This window comes from Collinsella aerofaciens (assembly GCF_001405375.1).
GTDB lineage: Bacteria > Actinomycetota > Coriobacteriia > Coriobacteriales > Coriobacteriaceae > Collinsella > Collinsella aerofaciens_F.
This window is the reverse complement of the sequence record NZ_CYYP01000003.1, coordinates 165,382-187,742: the sequence shown is the minus strand read 5'-3', so window position 1 is coordinate 187,742 and position 22,361 is coordinate 165,382. Positions and strand designations below refer to the sequence as shown.

The 22,361-nt window shown below is 59.1% G+C and carries 15 protein-coding genes and 1 tRNA gene; 8 read left to right on the top strand and 8 right to left on the bottom strand.

Annotation, left to right across the window (positions count from 1 at the left end; genetic code table 11):
* The first annotated feature begins 47 nt into the window (after nucleotides 1-47).
* Nucleotides 48-2,228, top strand: a complete 2,181-nt coding sequence (locus tag ARB25_RS02900) for a hypothetical protein (protein ID WP_055285616.1) — start codon at nucleotides 48-50, stop codon at nucleotides 2,226-2,228.
* A 329-nt stretch (nucleotides 2,229-2,557) separates the two neighbouring features.
* Here the strand turns inward: ARB25_RS02900 and ARB25_RS02895 are convergent.
* From ARB25_RS02895 to ARB25_RS10110, 4 genes are all read right to left on the bottom strand, one after another.
* A tRNA-Gln gene (locus ARB25_RS02895) sits at nucleotides 2,558-2,629 on the bottom strand.
* 38 nt (nucleotides 2,630-2,667) lie between these two features.
* Nucleotides 2,668-3,573 carry a peptidoglycan-binding domain-containing protein gene (locus ARB25_RS02890; protein WP_022094145.1) on the bottom strand — a complete coding sequence of 302 codons (906 nt, stop codon included), beginning with the start codon at nucleotides 3,571-3,573 and terminating at the stop codon, nucleotides 2,668-2,670.
* A 138-nt stretch (nucleotides 3,574-3,711) separates the two neighbouring features.
* Nucleotides 3,712-4,725 (bottom strand): polyprenyl synthetase family protein, encoded by a 1,014-nt coding sequence (locus tag ARB25_RS02885; protein WP_040359751.1) that lies wholly within the window; start codon nucleotides 4,723-4,725, stop codon nucleotides 3,712-3,714.
* Nucleotides 4,726-4,850: 125 nt separating this feature from the next.
* Nucleotides 4,851-7,301: a PTS transporter subunit EIIC gene (locus ARB25_RS10110; protein WP_055285614.1), complete on the bottom strand. Its 2,451-nt coding sequence runs from the start codon at nucleotides 7,299-7,301 to the stop codon at nucleotides 4,851-4,853.
* 229 nt (nucleotides 7,302-7,530) lie between these two features.
* Between ARB25_RS10110 and ARB25_RS02875 the strand changes: the two genes are divergently transcribed.
* The 5 genes from ARB25_RS02875 (at nucleotide 7,531) to ARB25_RS02855 (ending at nucleotide 12,922) form a co-directional block, all read left to right on the top strand.
* Nucleotides 7,531-8,250, top strand: coding sequence for a GntR family transcriptional regulator (locus ARB25_RS02875; RefSeq protein ID WP_055285612.1), 720 nt, complete (start codon nucleotides 7,531-7,533; stop codon nucleotides 8,248-8,250).
* 306 nt (nucleotides 8,251-8,556) lie between these two features.
* Nucleotides 8,557-9,873, top strand: coding sequence for an ABC transporter substrate-binding protein (locus tag ARB25_RS02870; protein ID WP_006235863.1), 1,317 nt, complete (start codon nucleotides 8,557-8,559; stop codon nucleotides 9,871-9,873).
* 87 nt (nucleotides 9,874-9,960) lie between these two features.
* Entirely contained in the window at nucleotides 9,961-10,815 is an 855-nt protein-coding gene (locus tag ARB25_RS02865; RefSeq protein ID WP_055285610.1) for a carbohydrate ABC transporter permease, read from the top strand.
* The gene (locus tag ARB25_RS02860; RefSeq protein WP_022095055.1) at nucleotides 10,815-11,654 is read left to right on the top strand and encodes a carbohydrate ABC transporter permease; all 840 of its coding nucleotides are present in this window, start codon (nucleotides 10,815-10,817) and stop codon (nucleotides 11,652-11,654) included. The genes ARB25_RS02865 and ARB25_RS02860 overlap by 1 nt, the downstream gene beginning before the upstream one ends.
* 68 nt (nucleotides 11,655-11,722) lie before the next feature.
* Entirely contained in the window at nucleotides 11,723-12,922 is a 1,200-nt protein-coding gene (locus ARB25_RS02855) for an ABC transporter ATP-binding protein (RefSeq protein ID WP_055285608.1), read from the top strand.
* A gap of 457 nt (nucleotides 12,923-13,379) precedes the next feature.
* Here the strand turns inward: ARB25_RS02855 and glgP are convergent, their stop codons facing one another.
* The 3 genes from glgP to galE form a co-directional block, all read right to left on the bottom strand.
* A complete protein-coding gene (gene glgP / locus ARB25_RS02850; RefSeq protein WP_055285606.1) occupies nucleotides 13,380-15,647 on the bottom strand; it encodes a glycogen/starch/alpha-glucan family phosphorylase in 2,268 nt (755 codons plus the stop codon).
* A gap of 128 nt (nucleotides 15,648-15,775) precedes the next feature.
* The gene (malQ, locus tag ARB25_RS02845) at nucleotides 15,776-17,293 is read right to left on the bottom strand and encodes a 4-alpha-glucanotransferase (protein WP_253276033.1); all 1,518 of its coding nucleotides are present in this window, start codon (nucleotides 17,291-17,293) and stop codon (nucleotides 15,776-15,778) included.
* Between the two features lie 207 nt (nucleotides 17,294-17,500).
* Complete coding sequence (gene galE / locus ARB25_RS02840) at nucleotides 17,501-18,562, bottom strand: UDP-glucose 4-epimerase GalE (RefSeq protein WP_055285602.1); 1,062 nt, start codon at nucleotides 18,560-18,562, stop codon at nucleotides 17,501-17,503.
* Nucleotides 18,563-18,828: 266 nt separating this feature from the next.
* On the opposite strand from galE, the gene ARB25_RS02835 reads away from it, so the two are divergent.
* Nucleotides 18,829-20,034, top strand: coding sequence for a coiled-coil domain-containing protein (locus ARB25_RS02835; protein ID WP_006235871.1), 1,206 nt, complete (start codon nucleotides 18,829-18,831; stop codon nucleotides 20,032-20,034).
* Between the two features lie 218 nt (nucleotides 20,035-20,252).
* On the opposite strand, the gene murB is transcribed toward ARB25_RS02835, so the two are convergent.
* Nucleotides 20,253-21,215, bottom strand: coding sequence for a UDP-N-acetylmuramate dehydrogenase (gene murB, locus ARB25_RS02830; RefSeq protein ID WP_055285601.1), 963 nt, complete (start codon nucleotides 21,213-21,215; stop codon nucleotides 20,253-20,255).
* A 183-nt stretch (nucleotides 21,216-21,398) separates the two neighbouring features.
* Here murB and ARB25_RS02825 point away from each other — a divergent pair.
* A partial coding sequence (locus tag ARB25_RS02825; protein WP_055285599.1) for a LacI family DNA-binding transcriptional regulator occupies nucleotides 21,399-22,361 on the top strand: 963 nt, incomplete at its 3' end.

Genomic DNA, 22,361 nt, shown 5'->3' with positions numbered 1-22,361 from the left:
CGCGTTGTACCATATAAACGTATATGTGTACATATGAAAGGGGCCCCGTGGCCAAGACGGTATATTCCGATAACCAAAATAATGTCGATGCCCTGGCTGAACGTCTGAGCAGCCAGACGTCGCTTTCTGCCGAGCGTGCCAAGCTGGTTGCCTACGACCTGCTCTGCCGCAAGGCGCTCAAGATTAAGTCGAGTGCGCTGGCGCAGATTTTCCGCTCCGTCGATAAGGAATGTGACACCAAGGCGATGCGCGATGAGCTTATCGCGGCAAATATCGTGACAAAGATCGAGGGTAGCGGCATTAACGGGCGCCCGGCGTTCTATACCATCAATGCCGAGATCCGCGATGTCCAGGAGCAGCCTGCCGAGTCCGTCGAAGATTTTGTCGTCGAGGATTCCGCTGACGTGCCTGCTGTGGAAGAAGTTGCTCCGCGTGAGCATGTCGATACCGATGAGTTGCTCGATGAGAACGTCGTGCGTGCCTTTACGGCCAAGGCAGGACGCGGCGGTTTTGGCGGGGGTGGCAAGCACGATGCGCAGCGCCGCGCCCAGCAGGAGCGCTTCCGTCGCGCCGTTGCTCAAAAGGGTGAGACGGATGCTGAGGCCGTCGAGGAAAAGTCCGTCGGGATGCAGGAGCCGACTCGCACTCAAGAGCATGCTGAGATCCAGGAGCCCAAGCGTCGCCGCGGTGCCCACTTTAAGGCCGAGCAGCGAGGTATTGCATGCGAGGTCCAGGATTCCGTCGAGGCTGCTGACGCGTCCGATGAACCGGTCAAGAAGGCTCCGGGTTCATGCCGTCCCGGACGTGGTTTTGCGGGGCGCGCGTATCCCGTAAGGCGTCAGGAGAAGAGCGAACCGGCTTCGACCACTCAGGGCGAGAAGGACGAGAAGGCCGTTGAGCCGGTGGCCCGCGAGCAAAAGCCTGTTGAGCCGCAGCTTGAGGTTGATGCCGAGGCCAAGGGCCAGCAGCCTACTGATGAGCAGACGGAGCAGGGCGCGTCGAGCAAGCCTCGCCGCCGTCGCCATCGTGGGGGCCGCAGTTCCCATGCCGAGACTGCGGCCGAGAAGACCACGCCGCAGAACGAGGATGCGAAGGCCGAGGTTTCTTCGGGGCAGCCTAAGCGCCAGCCGGCGAAGGAGAGCAAGTCCGTTCGTCCGCAGAAGCAGGCGTCTATGCCGAAGCGCGAGCGCAATTCCCAAGGCGATTCTAAGCGCAAGTCTCAGAGGAAGCCGGAGTCTGCCGCAGCAGATACTGCTGCCCAGCAGCCCAAGTCGGCCGTTCACGGCGAGGCCTCGGCGTTTGCCCTTGCCCGCGTTTTAGGCAGGCAGCTGCTCAAAGTTGTCCCTACGCCCACGGCGCTCTCTAAGATCAAGGAGCAGCAGACACAGATCGTAAAGGTCGAGGGCAAGGACGGCAAAAAGGCTCCGCGGCGCACTCAGCACAACGAGATGTCCAACCGCAAGATTGCCGAGGAAATCGCAATCATCCAGGCTTGGATCGAGCAGAACCGAGGTGCCGATACGCCGGTTGCCTCGCGCCGCCAGCGTGCCTACCAGATCTTTAACGACGAGAAGGCTTTTGACGGCAAGCACGGTGAGCGCTTGATCAGGCGTATGACCGAAAAGGGCATCAGCATGCAGGCGATCAAGGTCGCCCCCAATCGCCCCGTGCATTTTACGGGCTTCTTTACGCTGGGCGCCGACAAGCCGTTCATTATGGTCGAGAACCTGGACACCTACGACGAGATCGTCAAGCTGCTGCGTGGCCGCAAGCACGCCAAGCTCTTTGGCATCAAGGTGGGCGGCGTGATTTTTGGCGGCGGATGCAAGGCGAGCGTCTCGCATGCCCTGGACGATTATCTGGCCGAGATTGGCTATCGCTTTAACTACGTCTACTACGTAGGCGATATCGATCGCGAGGGCGCGCGCATTGTCGAGCAGACTCGCAATGCCAATGTGGTTGAGATTCGCCTGCATGCCGGCATGTACCGCGCCATGCTCGCCGAGCATAAGCGTCGCGTGAAGGCCGGCGGCGAGTGCGAGCCCGCGGCTGCCAACCAGGGCGTGCCGCAGAACCTGGCGGCGACGATCAAGGATCTGCCCATGGTTACGCGCGTGCAGTTCCGCAACGTGCTGCGCGAGGGCGGGCGCATTCCGCAGGAGATTCTGATGACCGCAGACTATCGGGATGGCGACTCGGGAAGCTTCGACCGCATGCTGAACAACTAGGGACGTGTGGCCCCGACGGGCCGGGCATTAAGTTTGCTGCTCTACAGTCCTGCGCAAGACGAAGGCCACATTAAGTGGCCTTCTTTGCGTGCGGAACTCGCGACAAACTTAATGCCCGGCCCGTCGGGGCCACACGGCACGTTGTAGAAGGCGGCTCGCTTTTCGGAATTGGGTTGATATTTCAAGATGCAAGGCGCTCTTGGTCCTAATGGGCTTGGGGCGCCTTCGCGTTTCCTCGGCTTCGCACCCTTGCGGGTTCGAATTCCTCCGCTTGCCCACAAGAAAGCGCTCCAGGTTCATAAGGGCCTGGAGCGCTGTGTTCTTAAGGGCTGGGACGGAGGGATTCGAACCCCCAACAGCCGGCACCAAAAACCGGAGTTCTACCGTTGAACTACGTCCCAATGTGCGGTGTTGCCCAAAAGCAACTCGTTTAGTTTACCTAATCTGCGAGGGCATCGCAAACACCATCGAGCAGGCGTACGGCGAGTGTCTGCGCGTCGCTGGCCGTGAAAGTGCCGTTGTATCGCGTCATGCCCGTGAGCTCAATGCGAATGCGAGCCGGCTTCTGCTGCGCGGCGACATTGGCGGTGCGGATGCGCTGGGCCAGGTTGTGGCACTCGGCGAGGGCGATCGTGGCGCGCGGCGCTGCATCTGCGGGCAGCTCATCGCTTGCGATCTCGAGCACCAGGTCAACGTCGGTTGGGACCTCGGAGTCGCAGAGCATCATGCCGCTGTTGTCGGTCGTTGCCGTGGCGATATTCCACATGCGCGACGCAACGCTGCGTGCGATGGGGTCCTCGCCGATAACGGCAATCTGGAAGCGCTCGAGCACGTTGGCGGCGCGAGCAAAACCGATACGGGACTCGGCTTCGGTGACCGAGGGCTTGCCCTCCCACACATGGTGCAGGCGGTTGATGTAGGCGTAGGTGTCCTGGAAGGCCATGCCGTCGGCAAACAGGCCGACATTTTCCTGGAACTGCTGCAGGGCGGCCTCGGTATGCGGACCAAAGTAGCCGTCGTCTTCGCCACAGGCAAAGCCCAAAACGTTGAGAGCGCGCTGCAGGGCCTGCACATCGGCGCCATGGAAATTGGGCATGCGCAGATAGAGAGTGCGGTCGCCCAGCTTATACGAAGCGTCTACAAGGGCGCTCCAGCAGGGGATATCGACGGCATGACCGGCAGCAAGGCCGCTGTCGAGCCTGAAGGTGCTGACGGCCTGCTCAGTGGTGGCTCCAAAGTACTTGTCGGTGACTTCGGCGGCATCAATCGTGTAGCCGAGCTGCAGGAGACGAGACTGCACGTCCTCGACGGCTGCTCCTTGCATGCCCGTTGTAATAGGTTCCATGAACGAACCCCTTTCGGCGTACCATTCGTACTATTTGAGCGTCTGTCGGATAGACAACGCAAAGGGATGCATAAACATGCACTCAACAGTGTAGCAAGTTGTGCCTAAATACGCTGCTGACAGGTTTTATAACCCCCGTTAGTTAAGACGCTCCACAAAGAAATCTGCCATGGAGAGGAACAGCTCGCGTGCGTGCGGATCAAGCTCAACGTTCTCGATGGCCGCTTTGGCCTTAGCGGTCAGGTCGAGCGCGTAAGTGTGGGCGTAATCGATGGAGTCGGTCTCCTGGAAGATCTCCACGGCGCGTGCGAGCTGCGCGGGATCATCGGTGCCCGAGGAAAGAATCGCCTCGACCTCGTCGTGGTGGCGCTCATCAGAGAGGGCGTGTACGGCGACAAGCGTGCGCTTGCCCTCGGTGATGTCGGTGCGGAAGTCCTTGTTGGCGGCTTCCTTAGTGCCGACAAGGTTGAGCAGGTCGTCCTGAATCTGAAAGGCAAGGCCTGTGTGCAGGCCAAAGGCGCGCAGCGCTTCGATTTGCTCATCGCTGCCGCCGCCGATAATGGCTCCGGCGGCAAGCGGCGTGGCTCCGCTGTAAAACGCGGTCTTGTGCGTCGCCATGTCCAGGTAGTCATCAACCGAGATATCAAAGCGCCCGTCGCGGACCCAACCCAGGTCGAGTGCTTGACCCTCGATGGTGCGGACGATCATCTCGGTAAGCTCGTGGAGCACGCGCAGCTTCACGTCGGACTCCAGCGTAGGGTCGTCGAGAACCGTCTTGGTGACCATGGTGAGCGCCAGGTCGCCACAATTGATGGCAAGGCCCGTGCCCTCGGTAAGGTGCATGCAGGGCTTGCCTCGACGAAGCTGTCCGTTGTCGGCGATGTCGTCGTGGATTAGCGCGCCCGACTGGAAATGCTCGATAGCTGCCGCGGCGCTGCGGGCGCTCTCGAAGCTACCGCCCACTGCGGTTGCGGCGAGCATGCAGATAAGCGGGCGGTGGCGCTTGCCGGCGTTGGCCGTAAAAGTCGAGAGCGGCGCGTACAGGTAGCGCTCGATATCGGCAGAGGTCGCCTGTCCGTCAAAGAACGTGGCCAGATAGTCGTTAATCTGGTCAAAGTGCTGGGCTAAAAAGCTGGTAAACGGACTGGACACGGGTTCTCGCATTCTTTCTGAGGTTGCGTTGATGCAATATGCAGATAACATATTGCCACATCAGGGCGTTTGGCGCGGCAGTTTTGGCGATTTAGGACAACGGGCGTGCGTTTGATGGAGCGCGCCTAAATCAGCCCAAAATGCTCGAGCGCCGCAACGACACCGTCGTGATCGACGGTGTCGGTCACGTAATCGGCCTTATCCTTGAGATAGTCTGGCGCATTGCCCATGGCGATACCGACATCGACGGCGTTCATCAGCGAGACGTCATTGCTGGCGTCGCCAATGCCGTATACGGTTCCGTGGTGGGGGTCGAGGGCGTCGAGTACAGACTGGATGCCCCCGCGCTTCGTGCATTCGCGGGGCGAGATTTCGGTTACCTCGAGTTCGAGCTCGTTAAAGCACAGCAGCGGCTCAAGTGCCTTATCTTGAGCGATGTGGTTGGCGAGCGATGTAGACATCAAGATCTTGTAGACACTGTAATGTTGCAGCTGCGTGACTGCGTCGCCCAGGGTGCGCGCGTATCCGGGGGCATCGGGGGCATCGGCACTCATGCGCACGACGCCGTTGAGGCCCTCAAAGCGGATGACCTCGCCCGATTGCTCAAGATAGGGGGCAAGATGCTGCAGCATGCTGGGCGTCATCGACAGATCGCGAATTGCGTGTCCGTTGATCTCGGCGTAACCGCCCGCAAGACAGACGATGCCGGTCCAAGGCAGCTCAAGAAGTTTGGGGTGGATGCAGCTGAGGGTACGTCCCGTGCAGATAAAGGCCATGTTGCCGTTGGCGACAAACTCGCGGATTGCCTGCGAAACCGCCTCGTTGGGATAGGGGGAGAGGTCCCGCTCGTCTTCGGGAAGGTCTTGGGCGAGCCTGGGGTCTTGCCAGGCGAGCGTTCCGTCGATATCGAAGAAGCAAATATCGCCGCGCTTATGGGCTGCGCTGGCGGCAGGGGAGGCCGAGGTGGTGGGCACAAATTCCGGCTCGAGGCCCATGATCTGGTCAAAATGCTCTTTAACGCGGGGAACGGAGATGCCGATGACCACCTGGGCGGTCTTGCCCGTAATGATGAGGCCCTTGGCGCCCACCGCGACAAACGACGCGTTATCTGCAACGATGGAAGGGTCTGCGACCTCGACGCGCAGGCGCGTGGCGCAGTTGGTTGCGCCCACGATATTGCCAACGCCACCTAAAAGCTGAATTACCCGCTCAGCGAGGACGTGATCTTGATCGGATCGACTATCGACCTCGTCATTGGGGGATTGCTCTTTGGCAAAGTCGCTTCCCGTTAAACAATCGATTGCCGCGCGATTGGCAACATGATCCTCGCGGCCCGGTGTCTTAAGGTCATAGACCAAGATGAGTGCTCGAAAACTAACAAAAAAGATGAGGCTAAAGGCAAGGCCGATACCGAGCGCCAAAAGATAGGCACCGGCATGCGTGCGCATGAGCGGAATAAAGTTGAAGGCTGCCATCTCCATCAGGCCGCCCGAGAAGATGCCGACGATGCCAAAGAGATTCATGGTTGTGGCAAGGCAAGACGATAAGACGGCGTAGAGCAAAAAGAGCCCGGGGTGGGTGAACATAAAGAGAAACTCGAGTGGCTCGGTAACGCCGCAAACCACCGAGGCGATGATGGCGGGAGCAAGGATGACCCTGAGGCCGGCGCGGCGCTCGGGTTTTGCGGTGGAGTAGAACGCAGCTGCGATGGCAGGAAGGCCAAAGAGCTTGACCCAGCCGGTGGCGGTAAAACCGGCCCACGGCGCAAGTTCATTAAGGGGGCGCGTGCTATGGGAGAGGATGGGGAGCAAACTGCTCCACGTGGCGTAGATGCCGTCGTTAATGACCAGGTTGTCGTAGTAGATCGGCATGTAGAGCAGGTGGTGCAGGCCAAAGGGCTCGAGTGCTCGTTCTAAAAAGACAAAGATACCCACGCCAAAGGGACCGACGCCTGCAAGCGCGTGACGCAGCGTATCAGTTACATCGTATACGTAGGGCACGATGGCGGCCGAGATAGCGGCAAGGGCAAACACGGCAAAAAAGCTGATGAGGTAGACCAGCGAGGAGCCCGAGAAGGTGCCGAGCCAATCGGGAATTTTGGCATCGTAGAAGCGGTCATGGATGGCGACGACGGTTGCCGATACCGCCAGCGGGCCGATAATGCCGGTGTCGAGCGTCTTGATGCCGTCGATGACGGTGATACCGCTGGCGGAGGTCAAAGATGACGGGTACTCAAGTCCAAGGTTGTCTCCGCTCAGCTTAATGATCTCGCTCAAAAAGAAGCAGTAGGCAAAATAGGCGACGAGAGCCTCGAGGCAGCAACGAGCCGGTTGTTTTTGGGCAAGACCGATGGGCAGCGCTACGGCAAAAAGGAGCGGGAGGCGTTTAAAGACCGTCCACGAGCCGCGCTGGATGATAGCCCAGAAAACGTACCAAGGGGTTCCGTATACGGCGAGATCGCCGACGATGTCCGCAGTCGTTGCGAGAGCGGAGACGCCGACCATGAGGCCTGATATAGAAAACAGCATGGCGGGCGCGAACATTGCCCCGCCAAAGCGTTGGATTTTTTGCAGCATGTTCTGCCTTCCGAATATCGAGGCGCGTTGCGCGTGGGGAAACGTTTAAACAATGGATTCATTGTAGAGGACCAGACGATTGTCGTACCGGCAGTTTTGAGCGAAACCGATTTGGGCATGACAGAAACCGTCAACGGTTAAATCCTGTCGCTTTACCGATATTCGGTTTAAACAACTTTAAGAAATGCTATCGTGCCTAGCCGGAAATGAATAATGTAGAGGTGAAACAATGCCAAAAGCGATATACGAAGGAATCTACCGAGAAATACGCTCGCGCATCATTAATGGGACCTATGCGTTTCAGGAGATGCTGCCAACCGAAGCCGAGCTGACCGCGGAATTTGGCTGCACGCGCAATACCGTCCGCCGCGCTTTGAGCATGCTGGCCGACGGGATGTTTGTGCAGCCCATACACGGCAAGGGCGTGCGCGTTATTTGGCTTAAGGGCGAAACCGACATGTTGGGCGCACTCGAAGAGGTTGAGTCGTTTGGCGAGTTTGCAAAGCGCAACAATGCCGTTGCATCGACGGACGTTAAGTCTTTCGAACATCTGGTTTGCACCGAGCAACTCTCTCGTCACCTGGGCTTTAAGGTGGGCGAGGAGTTGATTCGCGTAGTGCGTGTCCGAAGCCTCAACGGCAACGCGCGCCAAGTGGACCATGGCTATTTTTTGGCGTCGATCGCCAAGGGCCTGACTCCCGAGATCGCGGCAGATTCTATATACGGCTATCTGGAGCACAAGCGCGGTGTCAAAGTGATGGCGAGCCGTCGTACGGTGAGTGTCGAGCTCGCCAACGATGAGGACTGCAGCTATCTTGACCTCGGCAAATACAACTGCGTTGCCGTCATGGAGAGTCAGTCGTACACCTCGGATGGCATCTTGTTTGAGGTGACGCACACTCGCACACACCCCGAGATCTTCCATTACCGCGTCAATTCCAAGCGATAGCCGGCTAGCTCGCAGCCTGACGAGACTCATGGCCTCAAAGAGAAAACGCCCGGTCAAACCGACGGTACATCGGCTTGAACGGGCGTTTTCTCTGCATTCGATAACAAATAATTGTTTATACAAAACTTGTCAAGTATCAAGTTGAAATTACCGTTCACCGAAGTTTTTCTACCGCTCTAGTAATACTTGTTCAAACAACTAGCCAAATAGCGTATCGTTCAAATCAGCAAAAGGGGCAAAGTCCCCGAGCCAATCTCCGAAGGCGGCGGCAAAGGGTGCCGCCACGGTGTGAAAGGGTGGATTGTAATGAAGAACGAAATGAGCAGAAGGCAGTTCCTGGGCTTTGCTGGTTCCGCGGCTGCAGTTCTTGGTCTGGGCCTCGTGGGTTGCGGTGGTTCTGCCGGCTCCGGCTCCTCTGCTTCTGGTGACGCTGCCGAGGTCTACTTCCTCCAATTCAAGCCCGAGGTCGACAAGGAGTGGAAGGAGATCGCCAAGGCCTATAAGAAGGAGAAGGGCGTCGAGGTCAAGATCGTGACCGCCGCTTCCAACACCTACGAGGAGAAGCTTAAGTCCGAGATGTCCAAGAGCTCCGCTCCGACCCTGTTCCAGGTCAACGGCCCCACCGGTCTTAAGAACTGGAAGGATTACTGCGCCGACCTGTCCGATACCAAGCTCCGCGGTGAGCTCATTGATGACTCCCTGGCTCTGCAGTCCGACGGCAAGGATGTGTGCATCGACTGGGTTCAGGAGAGCTTCGGCATTATTTACAACAAGCAGCTGCTCGAGAAGGCTGGCTACAAGGCCGAGGACATCAACTCCTTCGACAAGCTGAAGGCTTGTGCCGATGACATCCAGGCCCGCAAGGACGAGCTTGGTGTCGAGGGTGCCTTCACTTCCGCCGGCATGGACGACTCCTCCAGCTGGCGCTACACCACCCACCTTGCCAACATGCCGCTCTACTACGAGTTTGAGAAGGAGCACAACCAGGAGGACGACGAGATCAAGGGTGAGTTCCTCGACAACTACAAGCAGATCTTCGACCTGTACATCACCGACTCCACCTGCGATCCTTCGCAGCTTGCTTCCAAGACCGGCGACGACGCCACCAACGAGTTCGCAACCGGCAAGGCCGTCTTCTACCAGAACGGCTCTTGGGCCTACTCTGACCTCGTCAAGGCCGGCATGACCGACGATCAGATTGGCATGATGCCGATCTACATCGGTGTTGACGGCGAGGAGAACCAGGGCCTGTGCTCCGGCGGCGAGAACTACTGGTGCGTCAGTTCCCAGGCTTCCGAGGATGCCCAGAAGGCCACCGAGGACTTCATGTATTGGTGCGTCACCGCTGACACCCCGACCAGCATCATCGCCGACAAGATGGGTCTGACCGCTCCGTTCAAGAGCGCCAAGGAGACCACCAACGTCTTCTCGCAGCAGGCCGTTGCCATGGCCAAGGACGGCAAGAAGACCGTCGCTTGGGACTTCGTCTACATTCCCTCCGAGGAGTGGAAGAAGAACCTCAAGCAGGCTCTGATTGCCTACGCTGCCGATAACAGCAAGTGGGACGGCGTCAAGAACGCCTTCGTCGATGGCTGGAAGACCGAGAAGGCTGCTTCCGAGTAGGCAGTTGCTGCCCAAGCTATCTGATTAGCGACAGGGGGCGGGCAGACGTTGGTTTGCCCGCCCCCTGCATATTGAAAGGACCCCTCTATGGGCAAAGCACTCAAGCGCTGGTGGCCGCTCTTTATGCTGCCCACGTGTCTGGCGTTTATGATCGGGTTCGTGATCCCCTTTATCCAGGGTTTCTATCTCTCGTTCTGCCAGTTTATTACCATCAACAACACGCACTTTGTCGGTATCGAGAACTACGTGCGCGCACTGTCCGATCCGCAGTTTGCCACGTCGTTCTTCTTTACCGTGGCGTTTGCCTTCCTGTCGACGGTGCTCATCAACGTGATCGCCCTCGCCATCGCGCAGGCGCTCACCCGCAAAGCGCTCAAGGGCACCAACATCTTCCGTACGATCTTCTTTATGCCTAACCTGATCGGCGGCATCGTGCTGGGCTACATCTGGCAGATTCTGATCAACTGCCTGCTCTCCAACGTGGGCGCCCAGCTCATCGCCCTTAACTCTGCTGCTGGCTTCTGGGGCCTTATCATCCTGACCCTGTGGCAGCAGGTCGGTTACATGATGATCATCTACATCGCTGGTCTGCAGTCCATTCCGTCCGACTACATCGAGGCCGCCAAGGTCGACGGTGCCACGGCATGGCAGACGTTTTGGAAGGTTAAGATCCCTAACCTGATGCCGACCATCACCATCTGCCTGTTCCTGTCCATCACCAACGGCTTTAAGCTGTTCGACCAGAACCTCGCCCTTACCGGCGGCGCCCCCGCGCACTCCACCGAGATGCTCGCCCTGAACATCTACAACACGTTCTATTCGCGTGCCGGTATCGCATGGCAGGGCATTGGTCAGGCCAAGGCGGTTATCTTCTGCATCCTGGTCGTGGCCATCTCCATGATTCAGCTTAAGGCCACGAGGTCCAAGGAGGTGCAGCAGTAATGAAACGCGATAAGGTTATCAACCGCGCGCTCTCGATTTTCTTTACGATTCTGTCGCTCGCGTGGATCTACCCCGTGTTCATGATTGCGCTTAATTCTTTTAAGAAAGCGACCGCAATCAGCACCACCACGGCATTCGATCTGCTCACGCCCGAGACGTTCAACGGCCTCGCAAACTACATGCACGCCCTTAACGAGCAGGGCTTTGCCTCGGCATTTATGTACTCGCTCATCATCACGGTCACGTCGGTCGTGCTGATCTTGGTGTGCTGCTCCATGTGCGCTTGGTACGTGGTTCGTGTCAACAACAAGATCTCGAACTTCTTCTATTACCTGTTCGTGTTCTCGATGGTCGTGCCGTTCCAGATGCTCATGTTCACGCTGTCCAATTTGGCGGACCGCATCGGCTTCAACACGCCGTTCAACATCTGCTTTATCTACCTCGGCTTTGGCGCGGGCCTGGCGGTCTTTATGTTCGCCGGTTTTGTAAAGAACATCCCGCTCGAGATCGAGGAGGCGGCCATGATTGATGGCTGCAACCCGGTCCAGGTGTTCTTTAAGATCGTCCTTCCCATCATGAAGCCCACCTATCTTTCGGTCGGCATCCTCGAGACCATGTGGGTCTGGAACGACTATCTGCTGCCCTACCTTACGCTCGACTCCACCAAGTACAAGACCATTCCTATCTTGATCCAGTACTTCCGCGGCGGCTACGGCCACGTCGAGCTCGGCCCCATGATGGCCTGCATCATGATGGTCGTTATCCCCATCGTCATCATGTACATCCTCTGCCAGAAGTACATCATCGACGGTGTGGTGGCAGGTGCCGTCAAGGGCTGATGCCGTAACTGTTTTGCAAGTTTCTGCGGCGCCCCTCAGCGCGGCGCCGCATATCGAAAGGTAAAGACATGGCCGAGATCGTTCTCAAGCATGTTCAGAAGGTGTATCCCAACACCGAGTCCAAAAAGAAGGGCTTCTTTGGCAAAAAGAAGAAGACCGAGGAGAAGAAGCACAACCTCAAGGTTACTGAGGACGGTGTGCTCGCTGTAGAGGACTTCAACCTCACCGTTCACGACCAGGAGTTCGTCGTCCTCGTTGGCCCCTCTGGCTGCGGTAAGTCCACGACGATGCGCATGGTCGCCGGCCTGGAGGACATTACCTCGGGCGATGTGCTCATCGACGGCAAGCGCGTCAACGACGTGGCGCCCAAGGACCGCGACATCGCCATGGTGTTCCAGAGCTATGCTCTGTACCCCAATATGACGGTGTACGAGAACATGGCGTTTACGCTCGAGCTCAAGAAGGTCCCCAAGGACGAGATCGACCGCAAAGTTCGCTCTGCTGCCGAGATTCTGGGCATTACCGAGTACCTCGACCGTAAGCCCAAGGCGCTTTCGGGCGGCCAGCGCCAGCGTGTCGCTATCGGCCGCGCCATCGTGCGTGACCCCAAGGTCTTCCTGATGGACGAGCCACTGTCCAACCTGGACGCCAAGCTTCGTAACCAGATGCGTGCCGAGCTCATTAAGCTGCGCCACGAGATCAAGGGCACGTTCATTTATGTTACTCACGACCAGACCGAGGCTATGACCCTCGGTGACCGCATCGTGGTCATGAAGGACGGCGTCGTCCAGCAGATCGCCACCCCGCAGGAGGTCTTCAACCATCCCGCGAACATCTTCGTCGCCGGCTTTATCGGCGTGCCGCAGATGAACTTCTTCGATGCCCAGCTGGTGCGCTCGGGCAACGGCTTTACCGTCAAGACCGAGGATATGAACGTGGCACTCGCCCCCGAGACCTGCGCTCAGCTTGCCCTCAACTGGGACGGCGGCGACGTGAAGGAGATCACGGCCGGCGTGCGCCCCGAGCAGATTCTGCTTGCCGACAAGGACGAGGAGGGCGCGCTCCAGGGTACCGTCGAGGTGACCGAGCTCATGGGTTCGACCGAGCATGTCCACGTGACCGCTCCCGATGGCCAGTTCGTCCTGATCATTCCCGTTGTCGACCTTGAGGCCAAGGGCGCGCTCAAGGCGGGCGACTCCATCTGGTTCAAGTTCGAGAAGAACGCGACCCATCTCTTCGATAAGGTGTCTGGCAAGAACCTTATCTAGGCCCGGTGCATCCGGACCCTCCCTTTGGGCGACTGCGGTATTGCCATCCTTTTGCCGCGGTCACATATAAGGCTCCCCTCCCGTCCACTGGGCGAGAGGGGAGCCTTTCTTTGTGTTGGGGTTGTCTGGCCGGTCGTTTGTCTCGATCTGTAACGGGTAGGGCCGATTTCGGACGTTAGATGTTACAGATCGAGACGGTTCCGCTGAGCTAACCATTTCATCTAAATCTGTAACACCAAAGGTGAATTTCAGCTGCTAGATGTTACAGATTGAGATAAACCCAAGGGAAGGGGCCAGTATGTCTCAATCTGTAACAGCTGGGACCGTTTTTACCGAGTAGTTGTTACAGATCGAGATTGTTTGGCCGAGTCGGGTCACAGGGTAACGTGCGGGCACAAAAAACGGAGCCGTGTTGCCACGACTCCGTTTCTCAAGAGGATGGGTAAGGGAAGCGAAATTAGTTCAGGTGCCAGATCTCGTCGTTGTACTGGGAGATGGTGCGGTCGGACGAGAAGGTGCCGGCGTTGGCGATATTGATGAGCGTCTTGCGCATCCAGGCGTCGTGGTCCTCGTAGTCGGCCAACACGCGCTCCTTGGTCTGGATGTACTCCTCAATGTCGAGCAGGGCCATAAACCAGTCCTTGCCCTTAATGTCATCGTGCAGGCGCTGCAGGCGCTCGGCATTGCCGGTCGCCATAAAGGCCGGGTTGGTGATGAAGTCCACCAGCAGTTTAATGCCGGGCTTGCGGTAGAGCGCACCGGCGTTGTAGGTGCCGTCGGCGTAGAGCTGCTCGACCTGTTTGGAAGAGGCACCAAAGGTATAGATGTTCTCGTCGCCCACGAGCTCGGCAATCTCTACGTTGGCACCGTCGAGCGTGCACAGGGTTAGGGCGCCGTTGAGCATGAACTTCATGTTGGAGGTGCCGCTCGCCTCCTTGGAGGCCAGGCTGATCTGCTCGGAGATATCAGCGGCGGGGATCACGCGCTCGGCGGCGGTGACGTTGTAGTTCTCGATCATGACAACCTGCAGGTAGGGAGCCACGTCGGGGTCGTTTGCAATCCACTGCGACAGCGTCAAGATCAGATGGATGATGTCCTGCGCGATAGTGTAGGCAGGCGCCGCCTTGCCGCCAAAGATGATGGTGACGGGGTGCTTAGGTCTGTTGCCGTTCTTGATATCGAGGTACTTCCAGATGATGTAGAGCGCGAGCATCTGCTGACGCTTGTACTCGTGGATGCGCTTGACCTGGACGTCGATGATGGCGTTGGAGGGAATGGTCACGCCCTGCTCGAGCGCCATGAACTGGCGCATGATGGCCTTGGCCTCGACCTTGGTGGCGGCCAGGCGCTCAAGAACGTCCTTGTCGTCGGCGAACTTGGCGAGTTTGCTCAGATCGCCGGTGCTGCGCCAGTCGGTGCCGATCACATCGTCGAGCAGGCTGGCGAGCGCGGGGTTGGCCCCATGGATCCAGCGGCGGAAGGTGATGCCGTTGGTCTTGTTGGAGAACTTCTCGGGATAGATCTCGTAGAACGGATGAAGCTCGGTGTCCTCCAGGATCTTGGTGTGGAGGGCGGCTACGCCGTTGATGGAGAAGCCAAAGTGGATGTCCATGTGGGCCATGTGGACGGTGTCGTGCTCGTCGATGATGGCGACGCGCGGGTCATCGTGCTCGGCCTTCGCGATCTCATCGAGCTTGACGATAATGTCGGCGATGGCAGGGGAGACCTTCTGCAGGCTGGCGAGCGGCCACTTCTCGAGCGCCTCGGCAAGAATCGTGTGGTTAGTGTAGGCGACCATGGAGCGTACGATGGTCACGGCCTCGTCAAACTCGATGTCATGCTCGGTGGTGAGCAAGCGAATGAGCTCGGGGATGACCATGGTGGGGTGCGTGTCGTTAATTTGGACCACGGCGTAGTCGGCCAGATCGTGCAGGTTGCTGCCGCGCTCGACGGCCTCGTCGATCAGGAGCTGGGCGGCGTTGCTCACCATGAAGTACTCCTGATAGATGCGAAGTAGGCGGCCCTGCTCGTCGGAATCGTCGGGGTAGAGGAACAAGGTGAGGTTCTTGGCGATCTCGGTCTTGTCGAAGTCGATGGAGCTGCCGGGGACCAGGCCGTCGTCGACGCTTGCCAGGTCGAACAGGCGCAGGCGGTTCTTGGTGGGCTGGCCGTAACCGGGCACATCGATGTTGACGAGCTTGGAAGTAACGGCAAAATCGCCGAACTCGACGGTGTAGGAGCGGTCATCGTCGACTAGGATGTCCTGCTCACCGAGCCACTCGTCGGGGACGGCCTTCTGCTGGTTGTCGACAAAGCGCTGACGGAACAGACCGTAGTGATAGTTGAGGCCCACGCCATCGCCGGTCAAGCCCAGCGTGGCGATGGAATCCAGGAAGCATGCGGCCAAGCGGCCCAGGCCGCCGTTGCCGAGTGACGGCTCGACCTCGAATTCCTCGATCTTGTTGAGGTCGTGACCTGCGGCGGTGAGCTGGTCCTTAACCTCGTCGTAGATGCCGAGGTCGATCATGTTGTTGATGAGCAGCTTGCCGATCAAAAATTCGGCGGAAATGTAATAGAGCTTTTTCTTGCCGTTGTTGAGCGGGCAGGCGGCGGAGCGCTCCTGCACGAGTTTGACCAGCAGCTTGTAAATGCGACGGTCGTCGAGCTGCTCGAGCGAGGTGCCAAAAGACTGCTCGGCGAGTTCCATGAGGTTAATTTGGGGCATGTTTTCTCCTGTGATGGGTTGTTTCATGTCTGCAATTCATAAGAAGCCCGCGCGAGGGGATTGGGGTGGCCTCGCGCGGGAAAAGCAAGCGCGTCCGCACGGTGGGGAGGGGTCGGGCGCGGTAGCTCCTATTGAGGAAGCTCGATTTCGGCTTCCGACGGGATGCGGAAGTAGGTCTCGGTCCAGTCGGTGAGTTTGTGCTCGAGCTCGCGGGTGATGGCGCCGTCGAGCATGCGCCAGGTCCAGTTGCCGCCCAGCGTGGCGGGGGTGTTGATGCGCGCCTCGTTGCCCAAGTTGAGCAGGTCCTGCATGGTGTAGATGCACGTGTCGCTCACGCTGGCGGCGATGGTGCGATTGAGTGCATCTGCCATGGGTTCGCCGGCCTGCTGATGGGTGTACAGGACTGCCTGCTCGCGCTGACGCGGGGTGGCCGTTCCCTCAAACCAACCGCGCGCCGTCTCGTTGTCGTGGGTGCCCACATAGGCGACGGTGTTGGCGATGTAGTTATGCGGCAGGTAGTACGAGTTGGTGCCCTCAAAGGCAAACTGCAGGATCTTCATGCCGGGGAAGCCCGAGTTGTCGCGCATGTCGATGACGCCGGGGGTGAGGAAGCCCAGGTCCTCGGCGATGATGGGCAGCGTGCCGAGCTTTTCCTCGAGCGTCTTGAAGAACTTGAGGCCGGGACCCTGCGTCCACGAACCGTAGGACGAATCGGGCGAGGAGAACGGCACCTCCCAATAGGCCTCGAAGCCGCGGAAGTGATCCAGGCGGATGACGTCGTACATGTCGAGGGCGGCGCGAATGCGGCCCTCCCACCAGGAGAAGCCGTCGGACTTCATGGCGTCCCAGTCGTAGATGGGGTTGCCCCAGTACTGGCCGGTGGCCGAGAACTGGTCGGGCGGCGTGCCGGCGACGCTCACGGGATTGCCGGCGGCGTCGATCTTAAAGAGCTCAGGCGTCGCCCACATCTCGACGGAGTCACGCGAGACATAGATGGGCAGGTCGCCGATGATGAGAATGTCGCGCTCGTTGGCATAGGCCTTGAGGCGGCTCCACTGGCGATCGAAGAAGTACTGCGTCATCTGGTGGTAGAGCATACGCGCCGGATGGTCGGCGCAGACCTTGGCGGAAGCCTCGCCGCGGGTGCGGAGCTCCGCGGGCCACTCCCAAAACGCCTTGAGACCGCACTCCTCTTTGACGGTCATGAACTCACAGTAGGGGATGAGCCAGTCCTCGTTGGCCTGGATAAAGTCATCGAAATCGGCCGGCTTGTCGGCAGCAAAGCGCTCAGCGGCGCGGTCGAGAATCTGACGGCGGCCGCCAAAGATAGCACCGTAGTCGACATTGCTGGGGTCGGATCCCAGATACACGCCATCGATATCGCGCTGCTCCAGATACCCTGCCTCGATAAGCTCGGCAAAGTCGATAAAGTTGGGGTTGCCTGCGCTGGCCGAGAACGACTGATAGGGCGAATCGCCATAGCTGGTCGTCGTAAGGGGCAGAATCTGCCAGTAATGTTGTTTGCACGAGGCGAGAAAATCGACGAAGTCGTAGGCATTCCAGCCAAAGCCGCCGATTCCGTATGGTCCGGGCAGAGATGAGACGGGCATGAGGACGCCGCTTGCACGCTCCATGAATGCGCTCACCAACCTTCTTGTTGTGGGGTCGGCCTGCCGATGGGTGTGCAGTCCGCCTCCGATGTTCTGATTCGATATGCCTATTGTAAAACATGTTGTTTAAACATGTACAGGCAAGATAAAAAAGTTGGTCGATTTTCGGCGAATGGTTACATGCCATGAAAAAGCCCCGACCTCACAACGTGAGATCGGGGCAAGAGCGGTATGTAGGTTTTGCTACTCGGCGTCGGCGAAGCCGTTGGGGTTGTGGCTCTGCCAGTTCCAGCTATCGCGGCACATGTCCGCGATGTCGTACTGGGCCTTCCAGCCCATCATGCGCTCGGCCTTGGAGGCATCGCACCAGTTGGCAGCGATGTCGCCGGCGCGGCGCTCGCGGATCACGTAGGTCAGCTCCTTGCCACAAGCCTTGGAGAAGGCGGCGACGACCTCGAGTACCGAGGTGCCGGTGCCGGTGCCCAAGTTAAAGATCTCGACGCCGGTCTTGCCGTTCATCCAGTTGAGGGCGGCCACGTGACCAGATGCCAGGTCGCACACGTGGATGTAATCGCGCACGCCGGTGCCGTCGGGGGTGGGGTAGTCGTTGCCAAAGACCTGAACGGCCTCGAGCTTGCCCACGGCGACCTGGGCGACATAGGGCACCAGGTTGTTGGGGATGCCCTTGGGATCCTCGCCGATCAGGCCCGACGGATGGGCGCCGATGGGATTGAAATAACGGAGTAGCACGACGTCCCACTCGGGGTCGGCGGTGTGGACGTCCATAAGGATCTGCTCGATCATCCACTTGGTCCAACCATAGGGGTTGGTCGCGGGCTTCTTAGGATCCTCCTCGGTGACGGGCGGGTTGTCCGGGTCGCCGTAGACGGTCGAGGAGCTCGAGAAGATGATGGACTTGCAGCCATGGTTGCGCATGACGTCGATGAGCACCAGGGTGTTCTCGATGTTGTTGTGATAGTACTCGACGGGCTTGCTCACCGACTCGCCGACGGCCTTAAAGCCGGCAAAGTGGATGACGCGGTCGATCTGATGGGTATCGAAGATCTTGTTCATCGCATCGCGGTCGAGTACGTTGGCCTCGTAGAAGGTGAGGTTCTTGGCGGCCTCGTCGCCCACGATGGTCTTGACGCGGTCGACGGCGACGGCGCTGGAGTTGGAGAGATCATCGACGATGACGACCTGGTAACCACCCTCGAGCAGCTGAACGACGGTGTGCGAGCCGATAAAGCCGGCGCCACCGGTAACGAGGACGCAGGTGTCTTTGGGGTCGAGTGCTTTGGACATGTAGTCTCCTATCGAATCAGGAACACTTCTAGAGGGGAGTATAGCGCAGGCAGGGACGCCCAAATCGTACGCGGCAGGAAAAGCAGAGGATTATGTTAACGTACTCATAGAAGAGCTTGCGTACGCATAACCTGATCTTTGGCATTTGCTTACGAGCCGCCGACCTTGCAGTTTCCTGCCGTTCGTGGAAATCGTTGGGACGCGCCATATGTACGCTAATATGTATGAGTTGAGCGACATATAAATAAGCATGTAACGGAGTACATATGTCACCAAACAGCGATTCCATCCTTTCCCAGGAGCTCTCGCGCCGCACTGCCCTCAAGGCCCTGTTCGGCGCCGCTTCTGCGGCAGTTCTTTTTGGCCTGCCCGCTCGCGCCCATGCGGCGGAGGCTTCCAAAGAAACCACCGATAAACTGAATGCCGCCCAGGCCCAGCTCGACGAGGTTCAGGCCCAGCTCGACAGCATCGCAAATGAGTATGCGGCGCTGGCCAACAAGAATGCCCAGACCCTCAACGACATCGAGAATGTCCAGGGCAAGATTGACGACACGCAGGCCCAGATCGATGAAAAGAAGGCCGAGCTCAAGAAGAAGCGCAACGACCTTTCCGATCGCGTGGCCGCCAGCTACAAGTCCGGCGGCACGAACATCCTGTCGCTGCTGCTGGCCTCTGGCTCGTTTGAGGAACTCGTCGCCAACGCGCATTACGTTGAGAAGATCAACAAGAGCGACCGCGACGCCATCGAGGACATTCAGACCATCCAGGAAGAGCTCGATGCGCAAAAGACCGAGCTCGAGTCGCAGAAGGCCGACTTAGAGAAGCTCAAGGACCAGCAGACTGCCCAGATGCAGGACATGCAGGCCAAGCAGCAAGAAGTCCAGACCGTGCTGAACGGTCTTTCCGACGACGTCAAGGAGCTCATGGCTCAGCGCGATTCCGAGATCCTCGCTGCCGCCCAGGCTGAGGAGGCCGCTAGGAAGGCTGCCGCTGCCGCGGCTGCCGCGAACAAGAACAATTCCTACTCGGGTGGTTCGAGCTCGGGTGGTGGATCGTACGCGCCCGGAACTCCGCAGCAGAATGCCGGCTCGGGCAAGCAGCAGGCTGTCGTCAACGCGTGCTACTCCACGCCTTCGCCGGGTCAGAACTGGTGCGCGGCGTGGGTTACCAATGTCTTCCGTAACGCCGGCGTTGGCTACTTTGGCGGCAACGCCTGCGACATGTTCAACGCCTGGTGCTATAGCTCCGACCGCTCGGCGCTGCAGGTGGGCATGATCGTGGCCGATTCCTCGCACAGCGGCACGGGTGCTCCGGGCCTTATCTACGGTCATGTGGGTATCTACGTTGGCGGCGGCATCGTTATGAGCAACGAGGGCGCCATTACGTCTAAGTCGCTTGACTCGTTTATTAGCTTCTATGGCACTGGCTCTGGCGTGCGTTGGGGCTGGCTCGGCGGTATTGCGCTGTCGTAGCTGCGGCTTGGTCCGGGACAGTCCGAGAGGCATAAGGTTGCCTGCTCGGGCAGTCCTGCTCGCACGGAGAGCACATTAAGTGCTCTCCGGCTCGTGCGGAACTCGCGATCAACCTTATGCCTCTCGGACTGTCCCGGCCCTCTCGGATTCGGGGCGCGACACACCGGACTGGGTTATCTGAATAAATATGGTGAAGGCCCCTTTCGGGGCCTTCTCTTTTAGAGGAATTCGCCGACTCGGTGGACTTCGGGTTCTAGGTCTACGTTGAATTGGTCTTTGACGGTTGCCTGGATGTGGCGGATGAGTTCGTCGACATCGGCGGCGGTGGCGTGGTCGGCGTTGACGATGAAGCCGCAGTGCTTCTCGCTCACCTGCGCGCCGCCAACGGCGTGTCCTCGCAGGCCGGCATCCATGATGAGTTTGCCGGCAAAGTAACCCTCGGGGCGCTTGAAAGTGGAGCCGGCACTCGGCATGTCGAGCGGCTGCTTGTCCTCGCGGCGCTGGCGGTAGTCGTCCATGTCGGCCTTGATCATCGCGGCGTTGCCCGGGGCGAGATTGAAGGTGGCCGAAAGCACGATGAAGCCGTCATCGGCGATGCGGCTCTTTCGATAACCCAGGTTGAGCTCGTCGACATCGAACTCGATGATATTGCCGCTGCCGCGGGTGCCGTCGTCGAGCTGGCGAGCGGGTTTGTAGACGCGCACGGACTCCAGCACATCGGCCATGCAGGCACCGTAGGCACCGGCGTTCATGTAGCAGGCGCCGCCGACCGATCCGGGGATGCCCGAGATGGGCTCCATGCCGGTGAGGCAGGCCTCGGCTGCCGCGGCTGCGACATCGGAAAGCAGCGCGCCGGCTGCCGCCGTGACGTGCGTGCCGTCGATCGTAATGTCGGAGAGGCCTTCGCCCAACGCCACGACGACGCCGCGGATACCCTTGTCGCCGACGAGTAGGTCGGAGCCGTTGCCCACGATGGTAAGCGGCAGGTCGCAGCGATAGCAGGTATCGAGCGTGGCGACGAGGCCCTGCTCAGTATCGGGCGTGACAAAGACGTCGGCCGGGCCGCCGATCTTAAACGTGGTGTGCTCGCGCATGGGCTCGCTCATCAGTACGTTGTCCTCGCCGGCAACGCCAGCAAGTGCGCACAGCAGGTCCTCGTTAAAAAAGTCGTTCTCGTGCATACGAATATCCGCCTTTTGGTGGTCGTTGTCATCAATCGATTGCAATATACCCCACCCGGACGGATTTGGTGCGCTGGCGGCGATAAAACAGCCGTCTACCGGATTGGTAAAGTGTTTATCACCGAGGTAGAGGGGTAGTCGCTATACTTTCAAGAGATTGCGCGTAAACCCGGAAGGAGCGAGATGGCCAACAAAGTCACCCTCAAGCAGATCGCCCAGGAGGTGGGGCTTTCCCCCTCGTCGGTCTCGCTTGTGCTCAATAATCGGCCCTGTCGCATCTCGGAAGAAAACCGCAAGCTCATCAAAGAGGTCGCGGCGCGCAACCACTATGTTCCCAACCAGATTGCGCGTAGCCTGGTCATGCGCGAGTCGCGCACGCTGGGCCTTATCGTCCCTAACATCGAGAGCCGCTTTTTTGCCTCGCTTGCCGGCAGCTTGGAAAAGCGCTGCCGCGAGGACGGCTATGCGCTCTTTATTACCAGCTCGGGCGGAAGTGCCGACGACGATCTGGAGCTGCTGCGCCAGCTGGTGACGCGCGGCGTTGATGGCGTCTTCCTGGTCGTAGGCGACGAGTTCTCCGACGACCGCGCCCTGCGCGAAGAAGTCAGCCATCTGCCTATCCCTGCCGTGATGGTCGATCGTGCCATTGAGGGGCTCGAGTGCGACAAGGTGATGTTCGACCACGAGATGGGTGGCTACATGGCCACTCGCTATCTGATCGAGCAGGGCCACCGTCGCATTGCCTGCTTGGTTAACGCGCGCCGTTCCAATACGGGGCGTAAGCGACTTGCCGGCTATGAGCGCGCGCTGCGCGAGGTTGGCCTGCCTATCGACGCACGTTTGGAGTTTGAGAGCGAGTACTACATTCCGAGTGCCTATGAGGCCTCGGAGGCGGTGCTCGCAACTGATGCCACCGCTGTGTTCGCAAGTTCGGATAACATCGCCCTCGGTCTGCTCAAGCGCTTGCACGAGATGGGGAAGAGCATCCCGGGCGATATCTCGGTGGTGAGCTATGACAACTCGGCGGCCGACGTTCTCTTTGAGCCGGCGCTGACCGCGATTGAGCAGGATCCTGGTGTCCTTGCGGAGCATGCTTTTGGCTGCATGTCCAAGCGTCTTGCCGGTAGGGGCGGCAGGCGTGCCGAA